The organism is Plasticicumulans lactativorans (assembly GCF_004341245.1).
Classification (GTDB): domain Bacteria; phylum Pseudomonadota; class Gammaproteobacteria; order Competibacterales; family Competibacteraceae; genus Plasticicumulans_A; species Plasticicumulans_A lactativorans.
This window is the reverse complement of sequence record NZ_SLWY01000025.1, coordinates 17206-30989: the sequence shown is the minus strand read 5'-3', so window position 1 is coordinate 30989 and position 13784 is coordinate 17206. Positions and strand designations below refer to the sequence as shown.

Here is a 13784-nt window from a genome sequence, read left to right as displayed (position 1 = left end):
CGGCGAACAGTCGTATCGCAACACACGTGTACGCCGAACCGCCGGCGCGCGACCTCAGCCGGCGGGCAGCGCCGCCGCGACCAGCACCAGTGCCTCGACGCCCTCGCAGGCGGCGCCGAGCGTGTCGCCGGTGGTGCCGCCGAGGCGCGCGCGCAGCGCCCGCCGCCACCACGCGAGCGCGGCCGCGGCGGCGGCCAGCACGACGAGGCCGTGCACCCCGGCGAGCAGCGGACAGGCGCACGCGCAGGCGACGAGCACCGCCACGGCGGCGCGCCGCGGCAGGTGCGCGGCGTGCGCCGCGCCGAGGCCGCCGGGGCGCACGTAGGGCGTGCCGGCGAGCAGCGCGAGCAGCGCGGCGCGGCCGAGCATCGGCGCGAGCAGCAGCCACGGCGTGGCGGTCGTGGCGAACAGCGCGTGCAGCGCCGCCCACTTCAGCAGCAGCGCGAGCAGCAGCACGACCACGCCGACCGGGCCGCAGCGCGGGTCGCGCATGATCGCGAGGGTGCGCTCGCGGCTGCCGGCGCCGCCCACCCAGGCGTCGGCGGTATCGGCGAGGCCATCGAGGTGCAGCGCGCCGGTGGCGAGCACCCAGATGGCGAGTGTCAGCGCCGCGGCGAGGCCGGCGTCGGCGCCGGCCAGGAGCCGCGCCAGCACCGCCAGCACGGCGCCGAGCAGCAGGCCGACCAGCGGGTAGTGCAGCGCCGAGCGGCCGAGCTCGGCCGGCGTCGGCGGCGCGCCGGCGGGCACCGGCACGCGGGTGAGGAACTGGAGCGCCAGCAGGAAGGCGCGGCTCACGCCACGCGGCCGGCGTGGAACACCAGCACCGGCAGCGCGCTGCCGTCGGGCTCGGGGTGCACCTCGACCCGCGACAGCGCGGCGTAGGGCACGTCGACGCGCCAGATGCGCGCGAGCGGCAGGCCCAGCACCTGGCGCAGCAGCAGGCGGATCACCCCGCCGTGGCACACCACCAGCGCGTGGCGGCCGGCGGCGATGGCCTGCATCTGCGCCCAGGCCGTGGCGACGCGGCGGTCGAACTCGCCGATCGGCTCCGCCCCCGGCGGCGTGTAGCTCTCGGCGTCGCGCCAGAAGCGCGTCAGCGCCTCGCCGTAGCGCGCCTCGACCTCGCGCACGCGCAAGCCCTCCCAGGCGCCGAAGCCGATCTCGCGCAGCTCCGGCACCACCGTCAGCGGCAGCTCGTGGCGCTCGGCGAGTTCGGCGGCGAACTCGGCGCAGCGGCGCAGCGGCGAACTCAGCACCAGGTCCCACGGCCGCACGTCGGCGACCGCCGCGCGCATCTGCGCCCAGCCGGTCGCCGACAGCGGGTCGTCGAGCGCGCCGCGGAACTTGCGCCCGCCTTCCGGCTCGCCGTGGCGCATCAGGTCGAAGGTGGTCACGCTCATGCCCTGCTCACTCCTGCTTCGTCGAAGGTCGCCATGTCCGCATGCAGTGCGCATGCCGCCTGCAGCAGCGGCAGCGCCACCGCCGCCCCGCTGCCCTCGCCCAGGCGCAGGCCGAGGTCGAGCAGCGGCGCCTCGCCGCCGTCGGCCAGCGCGGCGAGCAGGCGCGCGTGGCCGGGCTCGGCCGAGCGGTGCGCCAGCAAGAGCCAGTCGCCCAGCGCCGGGTTGATGCGCCGCGCGGCGAGCGCCGCCGCGCTGGCGATGAAGCCGTCGACCAGCACCGGGATGCCGCGCTGCGCGCTGCGCAGGCAGGCGCCGGCGAGCGCGGCCAGCTCGAAGCCGCCGAGCTCGCGCAGCGCGTCGAGCGGGTCGCTGACCCCGGCGCGGGCGAGCGCGGCGTCGACCAGCCGCGCCTTGCGCCGCACCCCCTCGGCGTCGAGGCCGGTGCCGGGCCCGGCCAGCGCCGCGGCGCCGCAGCCGAGCAGCGCGCAGCCGAGCGCGGTCGCCGCGGTGGTGTTGCCGATGCCCATGTCGCCGCCGATGAACAGTTGCGCGGCGGCATCGGCGGCGCGCTCGGCGGCCTCGAAGCCGGCGGCGAGCGCGGCGTCGAGCTGCGTCGCGCTCATCGCCGGCTCGCGCACCAGGTTGCCGGTGCCGGCGCCGACGCGGCGGTCGAGCACGCCGGGCAGCGCTTCGAGCGGCGCCACGGTGCCGACGTTGACCACCTCCAGCGTCGCCCCCCACAGCCGCGCCAGCACCGCGATCGCCGCGCCGCCGCGGGCGAAGTTGCGCAGCATCTCGGCGGTGACCACCTGCGGGTAGGCCGACACGCCCTCCGCGACCACGCCGTGGTCGCCGGCGAAGACGACGATGCGCACGCGCTCGAGCCGCGGGCAGGCCACGCCCTGCAGCGCGGCGAGGCGCAGCGCCAGCGCTTCGAGGCGGCCGAGCGCGCCGGCCGGCTTGGTCAGTTGCGCCTGGCGCGCGGCGGCGGCGGTGGCGGCGGCGGCCGACGGCGCCGGCAGCGGGTGATGCAGCCAGTCGAGGCTCATCGCGGGGGCTCCTTCAGGCTGAGCGGCAGGCCGGCGACGACCAGCGTGACGCGCGCGCAGCGCGCGGCGAGCGCCTGGTGCAGCCAGCCGGCCTCGTCGCGGAAGCGCCGCGCCAGCGCGTTATCGGGGACGATGCCCTGGCCGACCTCGTTGCTGACCAGCACGAGCCGCCCCGGCAGGCGCGGCAGCGCGTCGAGCAGCGCGGCGGTCTCGGCGGCGAGGCGCGCGCCGGCTGCGTCGGCGAGCAGCAGGTTGCTCAGCCACAGCGTCAGGCAGTCGACCAGCAGGCAGCGCCCGGGCGCGGCGTGGGCTTCGAGCGCGGCGGCGAGGGCGAGCGGGGCCTCGGCCAGGCCCCAGCCGGCCGGGCGCTCGGCGCGGTGGCGTTCGATGCGCGCGGCCATCTCGGCATCGAGCGCCTGCGCGGTGGCGATGTAGGTGACGGCGAGCCCGCTCGCCGCCGCCTGCGCCTGCGCGTAGCGCGACTTGCCCGAGCGCGCGCCGCCGAGCACCAGCTCGTGCGCGGCCGCCGCGCTCACGCGCCGCGTGCCGCGGTGACGGCGAGCGCGTGGGGGTGCATCGGGCCGTTGCTGGCGATGATGCCGGTGCTGGCAAGCCCGAGCGGCCTGCCGTCGAGGTCGGTGACGGTGCCGCCGGCCTCCTGCACGATCACGCCGAGCGCGGCGACGTCGAGGATGCCGACGTCGGACTCGATCACCAGGTCGATCTTGCCGCTGGCGAGCAGGTGGTAGTGGTAGAAGTCGCCGTAGCCGCGGATGCGGCTGACGCTGCGGATCAGCTTGGCGAGCTCGCCCCAGCACGCGGGATCGCCGGCGAGCGTCTTGGTGTTGCCGAGCGACAGCGTGGCCTGGTCGAGCACGGCGATGTTGCTGACGTGCACGGGCTTGTCGTTGAGGAAGGCGCCGTGGCCGCGCTCGGCATGGGCGAGCTCACCGAACAGCGGCGCGTTCGACACCCCGAGCACGAACTCGCCGCGGTGCATCAGCGCGATCTGCGTCGAGAAGAACGGGTACTCGCGCACGAAGCTCTTGGTGCCGTCGATCGGGTCGACCAGCCAGACGTACTCGGCGTCGGCCCGCTCCTGGCCGGTCTCCTCGCCGTAGAAGCCGTGCTCGGGGAAGGCGCCCGCCAGCACGCCGCGGATCGCCTGCTCGGTCTCGACGTCGGCGACGGTCACCGGCGTGCGGTCGGCCTTGATCTCGATGCGCAGGTTGCTCTGGTAGTAGTGCTTGATCACCACCTCACCGGCCCGGGCGGCCTCGATCGCGGTGCGGAGGAAGGGGCTGGCGGACATGCGGCGAACCTCGGGGCGACGGACGGGGCGCGTATTCTAGCCAGCCCCATGCCCGCCACAAACCGCGCGGCCGACGACCGCCACGCGCCTTTCTCCCTTCCCCCTCTGGGGGAAGGGCCGGGGATGAGGGTGTCTTTGGTCTTTGCCTGCCAAGCACCCTCCCCCCGCCCCTCTCCCTGCAGGGAGAGGGTGAAACATGTAGCCGCGGCTTGACGCGTGCCGACCGGTCGACTACCAGCCGGCGATTGACCCGGTGCGGCGCGCGCCCGTAAGGTGCGGCGCATCCGCTGGAAACGCCGCAGGTGGTCCTCCCCGGAGGACTGAAACGGGAAGCCGGTGCAACACCGGCGCTGCCCCCGCAACGGTAAGCGCGTCAAGCCCGATCCTCACGCCACTGTGCCACCGGCATGGGAAGGCGATCGGGCCGGTCCCCTCCCCGGGCCCGCGCGCGAGCCCGTAGACCGGCCTGCGCGCGGACCCTTCGGTGTTGCGGCGGGCGACACCGACAGCTGCGTGCCGTCGCCGACCCGCGCGACCGGCACGCGCCTGTCCCGGCACCCCGAGCGGGGTGCGCTTCGCCCCCATTGCGTCGACTTCCGGACACATGGGGACTCACCAGACATGAAACACCTGTTCCTCGGCGGCCTCGCGGCCGCCGCCCTGCCCTTCGCCGCCGGCGCCGCCGACCCGGCCGATCCGGCCGAGGCGCCGCTGACGATCACCATCACCGGCACCCGCACCGAGCAGCCGCTCGCGCACGCCACCGCGGCGACCACCGTGGTCACCGCCGCCGACATCGAGCGCACGCAGGCGCAGTCGGTCAGCGAGCTGCTGAACGGCCTGACCGGCGTCGATGTCGCCAGCAGCGGCGGCGCCGGCAAGGTCACCAGCCTGTACCTGCGCGGCAGCAATTCGGGCCACACGCTGCTGCTGATCGACGGCGTGCGGGTGGGCTCGGCCACGCTCGGCGCGCCGGCGTGGCAGAACCTGCCGCTCGGCGTGATCGACCGCATCGAGATCGTGCGCGGCCCGCAGTCGGGGCTGTACGGCTCCGACGCGATCGGCGGCGTGGTGCAGATCTTCACCAAAAAGGGCGAGGGCGAGCCGCGCGCGTGGGGCTCGGCGGCGCTCGGTTCGCCGCAGGGGGTGGATGCGCTGCTCGGCTACGGCGGACGCGTCGACGACACCCGCTTCAGCCTCGCCCTCGGCCACTACGACACCGAGGGCTTCAACGCCACCACGCCCGAGAACTTCGGCTACAACCCCGACCGCGACGGCTACCACAACACCTTCGGCCACCTTTCGGTGACCCGCGAGTTCGCGCCCGGGCAGAGCTTCGGCGTGACGCTGCTGCGCGCCCAGGGCAACAACGCCTACGACGGCTTTCCGCCCGAGGCGAAGGTCGACGGCGACTTCGTGCAGCAGGTGGTGTCGATCCAGGCCGACAACCGCCTGAACGACGTCTGGCGCATGAAGACGCTGCTCGGCCAGAGCCAGGACCGCGCCGAGGAGTTCGTCGACGATTTCTCGATCGCCGAGTTCAACACCCGCCGCGACCAGTTCACCTGGCAGCACGACCTGAGCCTCGGCCACGACCACACGCTGAGCGTCGGTTACGACTACCAGAAGGAGCGCGTCTCCGGCGCCAGCGTGCAGGACTACAGCCAGCGCACCCGCGACGACAACGCGCTGTTCGTCAGCGACACGCTGCGCCTCGGCGACGTCGACCTGCAGGCCAGCCTGCGCAGCGACGACTACGACGACCTCGGCCGCCACAACACCGGGCGCTTCGGCGCCGGCTGGCAGTTCACGCCGTCGTCGCGGGTCACCGCGAGCTACGGCACCGGCTACAAGGCGCCGAGCTTCAACGACCTCTACTACCCCGACACGCCCTTCGCGGTCGGCAACCCGGACCTGCGCCCGGAGTCCTCGCGCTCGTGGGACCTCGGCTTCGAGCAGACCTTCGTCGGCGTGCAGTGGCGCGCCGCGCTGTTCCACTCGCGCGTCGAGGACCTGATCAACTGGGCGCCGGACGCGAACTTCAAGTTCCGCCCCGACAACGTCGACCGCGCGCGCCTGCGCGGCGTCGAGCTCGGTGCCAGCGCCCACCTCGACGGCTGGCAGCTCGCGCTCAACCTGGACCTGCTCGACGCCGAGGACGCGCGCACCGGCCGCGCGCTGCCCAACCGCCCCGACCGCACGCTGCGCCTCGACGTCGACCGTGACTTCGGCGCCTGGAGCGGCGGCGCGACGGTGTTCGCGGCGAGCTACCCGAGCGAGCTGCCGCAGACCGGCTACGCGCTGCTCAACCTGCGCGCGGGCTACCGCCTCGACCGCGACTGGACGCTGAAGGCCAAGGTCAACAACGTCTTCGACCGCGACTACCAGACCGTCGAGGGCTACGCGATGCCCGGCCGCGAAGCCTGGCTCGCGATCGAGTACGGTCTGTAGGCAGGCCGCCGGCCGCGGGCGTACGCTGCGCCCGCGGCCCGTTTTTGAGGAGACCCGACCATGGGCAACCGCCTTTCCAAGATCTACACCCGCACCGGCGACAAGGGCACCACCGGCCTCGGCGACGGCACCCGCATCGACAAGGACGCGCTGCGCGTCGAGGTGATGGGCGAGTGCGACGAGCTCAACAGCGCCATCGGCCTGATCCTCGTGCACCCGCTGCGCGAAGGCATCCGCGAGGTGCTGGCGGAGGTGCAGCACACGCTCTTCGACCTCGGCGGCGAGCTGTGCATGCCCGGCTACGCAGCGATCACCGACGCCGACGTCACCCGGCTCGAAACCGACCTCGACGGCTTCAACGCCGAGCTGCCGCCGCTGAAGGAGTTCATCCTGCCCGGCGGCGGCCCGGCCGCGGCGGCCTGCCACCTCGCCCGCACCATCTGCCGGCGCGCCGAGCGGCACATGGTGCGGCTGGCGCGCGAGGAGAGCGTCAACCCCGCCGGACAGAGCTACCTCAACCGCCTCTCCGACCTGCTGTTCGTGCTCGGCCGCGTGCTCGCCCGCGACGAGGGCGGCAGCGAGGTGCTGTGGCGCAACGACCGCGGCCGGCGCCGGCAGCCGCCGGCGGGCGACGACGCGTGAACTTCCAGGAGGTGCTCGCCGGGCTGCCGCCGGCGGACCACATCGAGCGGCTCGAGCTCTGCTGCGACGGCGCGCCCGCCGGGCACATCGACAACCGCCCGGGCAGCGCCGGCTCGGTGCGGGTGTACGCCGCGGTCGCGCGCGACGGGCGCATCGACCGCGATGCCGCGCGGCGCGCGCTCGAGCTCTACGCCGAACACACCGCCGCCGCGCGCGCCCACCCCGGCCACCACCCCAACATCGACCGCCTGCTGCGCCTGCTCGCCGACGGCCGGCCCCTCACCGTCACCATCGTCCCGCGCAACCGCTGAGGCCGCGCCGGCGCTGTCACGGCACCGCGGTTGACGGCTGCGCCGGCGCGGGGATATCTACTGCCGTGGCCTGCGGCGGCGCCGTTGCGGATGCATGGCGGCCGCGTCCCGGACCGGACGGCATCCCAACGGAAGGAGGCTGGGGATGGACACGCTGCGCGTACTGCACCTCGAGGACAACCCGGACGACAGCGACCTGATCGAGGCAACGCTGAGGCTCGCCGGCGTCGCCCTGGAGGTCCGGGTGGTCACCGACCGCCAGGCGTTCACCGACACGCTGCAGGACGGCTGGCCCGACATCGTGCTGACCGACTACCGCGTCCCGCGCTTCAGCGGCCTCGACGCGCTCGAGGTCCGCAACCGCCTCGCCCCCGATGTCCCGCTGATCTTCGTCACCGGCTCGCTGGGCGACGATCTGGCGGTCACCACGCTGCACCGCGGCGCCACCGACTTCATCCTCAAGGACCGCATGGCGCGCCTGCCCGAGGCGATCCAGCGCGCGCTGCTGGATCGCGACCGCGCGCGCGAGCGCCGCCGCCTCGACGCCGAACTCGCCGCCGAGCGCGAGCTGATGCGCGCGATCCTCGGTTCGGTGCAGGCGTCGATCGTCGTGCTCGATGGCAGCGGCGCCATCGTCAGCGCCAACCCGGCGGCGGCGCGGCTCGTCGGGCACGCGCCGGCCAGCCTGGCCGGGCTCGCCTTCTGGGACGCCTTCCCGGCGCCGACCAGCGTGCAGGCGACGCGCGAGCAGGTGCGCAGCGCGCTGGAGTGGCCGCAGTCGCTGGTCGGCGACAGCTGGCCGATGGTGACGGTGAGCGGGCGCATGGTCACCTGGAGCGCGGGGGCGCTGGTCAACCCCGGGCGGCCCGAGCGCCTGGTGCTGAGCGGCATCGACGTCACCGAGCAGCGCCAGGCCGAGCGCCGCGCCCATCATCTGGGCAACTTCGACCGCGTCACCCAGTTGCCGAACCGCGCGCACTTCCTCGCCGCGCTGGAGCAGCACTGCCGGCAGCGGCCGACGGCCGGGCCGCAGGTGCTGGCCCTGATGACGATCGCGCTCCGGCGGCTGCGGGAGATCGCCGACAGCGACGGCGAGGAGACCACCGACCGCATCTGCATCGCGATGGCCGAGCGGCTGCGCGCGCTGCAGGGCGGCTCGCCGCTGCTGGGGCGCATCGCCGACAACGGCTTCGCGCTGGCGGCGGAACTCGACCGCGACGGCGCGCTGGAGTGCTTCGCGCCGCAGGTCCTCGACGCGCTGGGCGCGCCGCTGCTGGTGGACGGGCGCCAGCGCGTGGTGCCGGCGCTCGGCGGGCTCGCGCTGCTGCCCGACGACGCCGCCGAGCCGCGGCAACTGCTGCGCGCCGCCGAGGCCGCGCTGCACCACGCCGAAACCGACGCCAACCAGGCCTATGCGTTCTACACGCCGGCGCTGTCCGACCAGGCGCGCGAGCGGCTGCAGCTCGAAGGCGAGCTGCGCGAGGCGCTCGACGCCGACGACCAGCTCGCGCTGCACTACCAGCCGCAGCTCGACCTGCGCTCGGGCCGGCTGATCGGGCTCGAGGCGCTGATCCGCTGGCAGCATCCGCGCCTCGGCTGGCTGTCGCCGGGCCGCTTCATCCCGCTCGCGGAAGGCAGTGGGATGATGAACGCGCTGGGCATCTGGGTGCTGCGCGAGGTGTGCCGGCAGCTCGCGCGCTGGGACGCCGCTGGGGTGCGCGCGCCGGTGGTCGCCGCGAACCTGTCCGCCAGCCAGTTCGCCTCGCCGACGCTGCTCGCCGACATCGACCGCATCCTCGCCGAATCCGGCGCGGCCCCCGAGCGGCTCGAACTGGAGCTGACCGAGTCGACCAGCATGCGCGACCCGCAGTCGAGCATCGCGATCATGACCGAGCTCGGCCGCCGGGGACTGCGCATCGCCATCGACGACTTCGGCACCGGCTACTCCAACCTCGCCTACCTGAAGCGCTTCCCGGTCAGCCGCCTGAAGCTCGACCAGGCCTTCGTGCGCGACCTCGTCGCCGACGCCGACGACCGCGCGATCGCCCACGCGGTCATCGCGATGGCCCACCAGCTCAGGCTGGAAGTGGTCGCCGAAGGCGTCGAGACCGAGCCGCAGCGCGCGCTGCTGGCGGCGGCCGACTGCGACGCCATCCAGGGCTACCTGCTGAGCCGGCCGCTGGCGGCGCAGGCGTGCGCGCGCCTGCTGGCCGGCGGCGCGGCGCTGCCGTAAGCGCCCCCCCCCGACCCCGGCGGCCGCGGCCCGCGTGCCACCGTCATCCCGCCCACGGAGGGCCACGCGATGGACACCCTGCGCATCCTGCACCTGGAAAGCGACCCCGCCACCGCGGCGCGCGTGCAACAGGCCGCCGGCCCCGGCGCCGCCACGCACTGGCAGCGCGTCACCGACCGCGAGACCTTCATCGCCGCGCTGGCCGCGGGCGACGTCGACGCCGTCGTCGTCGGCGCCGCGGCGGCCGGCCTGGAGCGGCGCGAGGCCCTGCGCCTCGCCCGCGACCACCAGCCGCAGGCACCGGTGATCGGCATCGGCGACAGCGACGACCCGCTGCGCTGGCTCGACCTCGGCGCCCACGACCACCTCGCCCGCGACCAGCTCTGGCGCCTGCCGGTGCTGCTCGGCGGCGTGCGGGCCGAGCTGCAGAACCGCCGCCTGGCGCGGCTCGCGCGCTCGCGCGCGCTGCTGGTGGAGGTCGTCAAGCAGTTGTCGCTCGCGCGCAGCCTCGATGCGATCGTCGACATCGTGAAGACCGGCGCGCGCCAGTTGAACGGCGCCGACGGCGCGACCTTCGTGCTGCGCGACGGCGACCTCTGCCACTACGTCGCCGAGGACGCCATCGGCCCGCTGTGGGCCGGCCGGCGCTTCCCGCTGCGGGCCTGCATCAGCGGCTGGGCGATGCTGGAGAAGCGCGCCGCGGTGGTACCCGACATCTACACCGATCCGCGCATCCCGGTCGACGCCTACCGCCCGACCTTCGTCAAGAGCCTGGTGATGGTGCCGATCCGCGCCGAGGCACCGATCGGCGCGATCGGCAACTACTGGGCGCGGCCCTACCACGCCAGCGACGACGAGGTCGAGCTGATCCAGGCGCTCGCCGACTCCACCTCGCTCGCGTTCGAGAACCTCGAGCTCTACCGCGACCTGGAACGCCGCGTGCGCGACCGCACCGTGCGCCTGCAGGCGGCGAACGAGGAGCTCGAAGCCTTCTCCTACTCGGTGTCGCACGACCTGCGCGCGCCGCTGCGTGCGCTGCAGGGCTACGCCGACCTGCTGCTGACGCAGGCGCAGCCGCCGCTGCAGGACCAGGCGCGCAGCTACGCCGAACGCATCCGCAACGCGGCCCGGCGCATGCACACGCTGATCGAGGACCTGCTCAGCCTGTCCAAGGTGGCGCGCACCGAGCTGCAGTGGCGCTCGGTGCCGCTCGGGCGCATCGCCGACGACATCCTCGCCAGCCTGCAGCACACCTCGCCGCCGCGCGAAGGGCTGCGCGTGGACATCGACACCTCGCTGCGGGCCGAGGGCGATCCGGGGCTGCTGCGCATCGCGCTGGAGAACCTGCTGTCGAACGCGTGGAAGTTCACCGGCCGCACCCCCGCCGCGCACATCGAATTCTTCGCCGAAGCCGATGCCGGCGACGGCTGCGTGTACGTGGTGCGCGACAACGGCGCCGGCTTCGACATGACGCACGCCGGCGAGCTGTTCCAGGCCTTCCACCGCCTGCACACCGAGGCCGAGTTCCCGGGCACCGGCGTCGGCCTGACCATCGTGCAGCGCATCGTCCACAAGCACGGCGGCCGCATCTGGGTCGACGCCGCCCCCGGCCGCGGCGCCTGCTTCCGCTTCACGCTGCCGCCACCGCCCTGAGGCCGCGCCGGTTCCGCGTCGGCGCGGCCCAGGCGGGTCCCCGACCGAACCGACTCCGTTGCGGACCGAACCGGGTGGGTTCCCGACCGAACTGGCTCCGCTTCGGACCGAACCGGGTGGGCCCACGACCGAACTGGCTCTGCTTCGGACCGAACCGGGTGGGCCCACGACCGAACTGGCTCCGCTTCGGACCGAACCGGGTGGGCCCACGACCGAACCGGCTCCGCTTCGCACCTGACTGGGCAGGCCCGGAACTGAACTGTGGACCGCGCCGGCCGCGTCTTCAGGCCGGATCGCGCTCCGCGAGCGGATGCCCGGGCGCGGCATGAGCGTGTGCCGGGTGGTCGTGCGCCGGGTGGGCGGCGGCCTGGGCGAGTTCGTGGCGGGCCTGGCGCATCACCGTGAGGCCCGCGCTCAGCGCCAGGGCGGCCATGGTCAGCGCCACGGCGAGGTCGGGCCAGGCGCTGCCGGTGCCGAACACGCCGGCGGCGGCGAGCAGCACCGCGAGGTTGCCGAGGGCATCGTTGCGGCTGCACAGCCACACCGAGCGCATGTTGGCGTCGCCGTCGCGGTGGGCGTACAGCAGCAGCGCGATGCCGGCGTTGGCGAGCAGCGCGAACACGCCGACCACGCCCATCGTCAGCGGCTCGGGCGGCTCACCGGTGAACGCCGCCCAGGCCGCGCGGCCGAGCACGAACACGCCGAAGGCCGCCATCGACGCGCCCTTGAGCGCCGCGGCGCGCGCGCGCCACGCCAGCCCGAGCGACAGCACCGCGAGCGCGAGGCCGTAGTTGGCGGCGTCACCGGCGAAATCCACCGCATCCGCCAGCAGCGCCACCGAGCCCGCGCGCAGCCCGGAGGCGATCTCGACGCCGAACATCAGCGCGTTGACGACGAGCGCCACCCACAACGCCCGGCGGTAGCGCGGGCTGGCGGTGGCGGTGGCGGCAGGGGGTGTGGCACAGCAGTGGGCGGACATGGGCGTTCTCCGTCGATCGGGACTGGCCGGCATTGCACACCCCGTAGCCACTCCAGGGTCAAGGGACTACAGTCACGGCTCCCACCCGCCCGCGGAGGTCCACGATGAGCACCGCCCTGCGTATCGGCGAACTCGGCCGCGCCACCGGCGTCGACGTCGAGACCATCCGCTACTACGAGAAGGCCGGCCTGCTGCCCGCCCCCGCGCGCAGCGGCAACGGCTACCGCGCCTACGGCCCACCGCACCTCGAACGCCTGGCCTTCATCCGCCACTGCCGGGCGCTCGACATGCCGCTCGCCGACATCCGCCGCCTGCTCGACAGCATCGCCGACCCCGCGGCCGACTGCGGCGACGTCAACGAGCTGATCGACGCGCAACTGGCGCGCGTGCGCGCGCGCCTCGACAGCATGCGCGCGCTCGAGCGGCAACTGCTCGCGCTGCGCGCGCGCTGCGGCGAGGGCCACCGCGCCGGCGAGTGCGGCATCCTGCACGAGCTGATCGCCGCCGCGCACGGCGAAGCCTGCGCCTGCCACCGCGACGCAGCGCCCGCCCCGGCACCGCAGCCGCAGCGGAGGCAGCCGTGATCCCGCCGCGGCACCGCGGCGTGGCCGCCGCGCTCGCCGCCGCCGCGCTGTTCGGCGCCGGCACGCCGCTCGCCAAGCGGCTGCTCGCGCACACCGACCCCTGGCTGCTGGCGGGGCTGCTCTACCTCGGCTCGGGCCTCGGCCTGTGGCTGCTGCGCCGCCTGCGCCGCGCCCCGGCGCTGCGCCCGGCCCCCGGCGAGTGGCGCTGGCTCGCCGGCGCGATCGTCGCCGGCGGCGTGCTCGGCCCGCTGCTGCTGATGCTCGGGCTGGCGGCGATGCCGGCCGCGGGCGCGTCGCTGCTGCTGAACGCCGAGGGCGTGCTGACCGCGCTGCTGGCGTGGTGCGTCTTCGGCGAGAACGTCGACCGCCGCGTCGCCCTCGGCATGCTCGCCATCGTCGCCGGCGCGGCGGTGCTGAGCTGGCCCGGCGAGGCGCGCTTCGGCGGCGCCTGGCCGGCGCTGGCGGTGCTCGGCGCCTGCCTCGCCTGGGCCGTCGACAACAACCTCACGCGCAAGGTGGCGCTCGCCGATGCGAGCTTCATCGCGATGAGCAAGGGCCTTGCCGCGGGCGCGACCAACCTCGTGCTCGCGCTGCTCGCTGGCGCCGCCTGGCCCGCCCCGGCCAGCGTCGGCGCCGCGCTGCTGCTCGGCTTCGCCAGCTACGGCGCGAGCCTGACGCTGTTCGTGCTCGGCCTGCGCCACCTCGGCACCGCGCGCACCGGGGCGTACTTCTCGGTCGCCCCGTTCTTCGGCGCCGCGCTCGCACTGCCGCTGCTCGGCGAGGCGCTGACCCCGCCGCTGCTCGTCGCCGGCGCGCTGATGGCCGTCGGCGTGTGGCTGCACCTGACCGAGCGCCACGACCACCTGCACCGCCACGAGGCGCTGGAGCACAGCCACGCGCACGTCCACGGTGACGGCGACGCGCACCACGACCACCCCCACGCCGTGCCCGTGCCGCCCGGCACCCGCCACACCCACCCCCACCGCCACGCCCCGCTCGAACACGCGCACCCGCACTACCCGGACGCGCATCACGGGCATTCGCATTGAGGGGGGCGGAACATGGCGGTGGCGAAGCGGCCGGCATGCCATGCGGCCGGGGCACGGCGCCTTGACCGACGAGGCCACGGCGCTACGCTTCGGCGGCCTTTTCAAGGCTGCCGGCGCCGGT

13 protein-coding genes and 1 riboswitch are annotated in these 13784 nt (G+C 74.8%); of the genes, 7 read left to right on the top strand and 6 right to left on the bottom strand.

Going from position 1 to position 13784, the window contains the following annotated elements:
• Positions 1–54: 54 nt before the first annotated feature.
• From EV699_RS17865 to EV699_RS17845, 5 genes are read right to left on the bottom strand one after another with little or no spacing between them, the layout of a single operon-like run.
• Positions 55–795: an adenosylcobinamide-GDP ribazoletransferase gene (locus EV699_RS17865; protein ID WP_132545354.1), complete on the bottom strand. Its 741-nt coding sequence runs from the start codon at positions 793–795 to the stop codon at positions 55–57.
• Positions 792–1400 carry a histidine phosphatase family protein gene (locus tag EV699_RS17860; protein ID WP_207923023.1) on the bottom strand — a complete coding sequence of 203 codons (609 nt, stop codon included), beginning with the start codon at positions 1398–1400 and terminating at the stop codon, positions 792–794. Before EV699_RS17860 ends, EV699_RS17865 begins: the two co-directional genes overlap by 4 nt.
• Positions 1397–2449 carry a nicotinate-nucleotide--dimethylbenzimidazole phosphoribosyltransferase gene (gene cobT / locus EV699_RS17855; protein ID WP_132545350.1) on the bottom strand — a complete coding sequence of 351 codons (1053 nt, stop codon included), beginning with the start codon at positions 2447–2449 and terminating at the stop codon, positions 1397–1399. The genes EV699_RS17860 and cobT overlap by 4 nt, the downstream gene beginning before the upstream one ends.
• Complete coding sequence (cobU, locus tag EV699_RS17850) at positions 2446–2985, bottom strand: bifunctional adenosylcobinamide kinase/adenosylcobinamide-phosphate guanylyltransferase (protein ID WP_132545348.1); 540 nt, start codon at positions 2983–2985, stop codon at positions 2446–2448. Before cobU ends, cobT begins: the two co-directional genes overlap by 4 nt.
• Positions 2982–3761: an inositol monophosphatase family protein gene (locus tag EV699_RS17845; RefSeq protein WP_132545346.1), complete on the bottom strand. Its 780-nt coding sequence runs from the start codon at positions 3759–3761 to the stop codon at positions 2982–2984. The genes cobU and EV699_RS17845 overlap by 4 nt, the downstream gene beginning before the upstream one ends.
• 283 nt (positions 3762–4044) lie before the next feature.
• A riboswitch (cobalamin riboswitch) is annotated at positions 4045–4245 on the top strand.
• Between the two features lie 137 nt (positions 4246–4382).
• On the opposite strand from EV699_RS17845, the gene EV699_RS17840 reads away from it, so the two are divergent.
• The 5 genes from EV699_RS17840 (at position 4383) to EV699_RS17820 (ending at position 11051) form a co-directional block, all read left to right on the top strand.
• A complete protein-coding gene (locus EV699_RS17840) occupies positions 4383–6212 on the top strand; it encodes a TonB-dependent receptor domain-containing protein (RefSeq protein ID WP_132545344.1) in 1830 nt (609 codons plus the stop codon).
• Positions 6213–6272: 60 nt separating this feature from the next.
• Positions 6273–6854 (top strand): cob(I)yrinic acid a,c-diamide adenosyltransferase, encoded by a 582-nt coding sequence (locus EV699_RS17835; protein ID WP_132545342.1) that lies wholly within the window; start codon positions 6273–6275, stop codon positions 6852–6854.
• Positions 6851–7165, top strand: a complete 315-nt coding sequence (locus EV699_RS17830) for a DUF2322 family protein (RefSeq protein ID WP_132545340.1) — start codon at positions 6851–6853, stop codon at positions 7163–7165. The genes EV699_RS17835 and EV699_RS17830 overlap by 4 nt, the downstream gene beginning before the upstream one ends.
• Before the next feature lie 145 nt (positions 7166–7310).
• Positions 7311–9398: a putative bifunctional diguanylate cyclase/phosphodiesterase gene (locus EV699_RS17825; protein ID WP_165904198.1), complete on the top strand. Its 2088-nt coding sequence runs from the start codon at positions 7311–7313 to the stop codon at positions 9396–9398.
• A 69-nt stretch (positions 9399–9467) separates the two neighbouring features.
• Positions 9468–11051, top strand: coding sequence for a sensor histidine kinase (locus EV699_RS17820; RefSeq protein ID WP_132545336.1), 1584 nt, complete (start codon positions 9468–9470; stop codon positions 11049–11051).
• Positions 11052–11334: 283 nt separating this feature from the next.
• Here EV699_RS17820 and EV699_RS17815 read toward each other — a convergent pair whose 3' ends face one another.
• On the bottom strand, positions 11335–12030 hold the full coding sequence (locus tag EV699_RS17815) for a cation efflux transmembrane domain-containing protein (RefSeq protein ID WP_132545334.1): 696 nt from the start codon (positions 12028–12030) through the stop codon (positions 11335–11337).
• Between the two features lie 116 nt (positions 12031–12146).
• Between EV699_RS17815 and cadR the strand changes: the two genes are divergently transcribed.
• Both cadR and EV699_RS17805 read left to right on the top strand, forming a co-directional pair.
• A complete protein-coding gene (gene cadR / locus EV699_RS17810) occupies positions 12147–12614 on the top strand; it encodes a Cd(II)/Pb(II)-responsive transcriptional regulator (protein WP_132545385.1) in 468 nt (155 codons plus the stop codon).
• Positions 12611–13663 carry a DMT family transporter gene (locus tag EV699_RS17805; RefSeq protein ID WP_132545332.1) on the top strand — a complete coding sequence of 351 codons (1053 nt, stop codon included), beginning with the start codon at positions 12611–12613 and terminating at the stop codon, positions 13661–13663. Before cadR ends, EV699_RS17805 begins: the two co-directional genes overlap by 4 nt.
• The last annotated feature ends 121 nt before the right edge of the window (positions 13664–13784 follow it).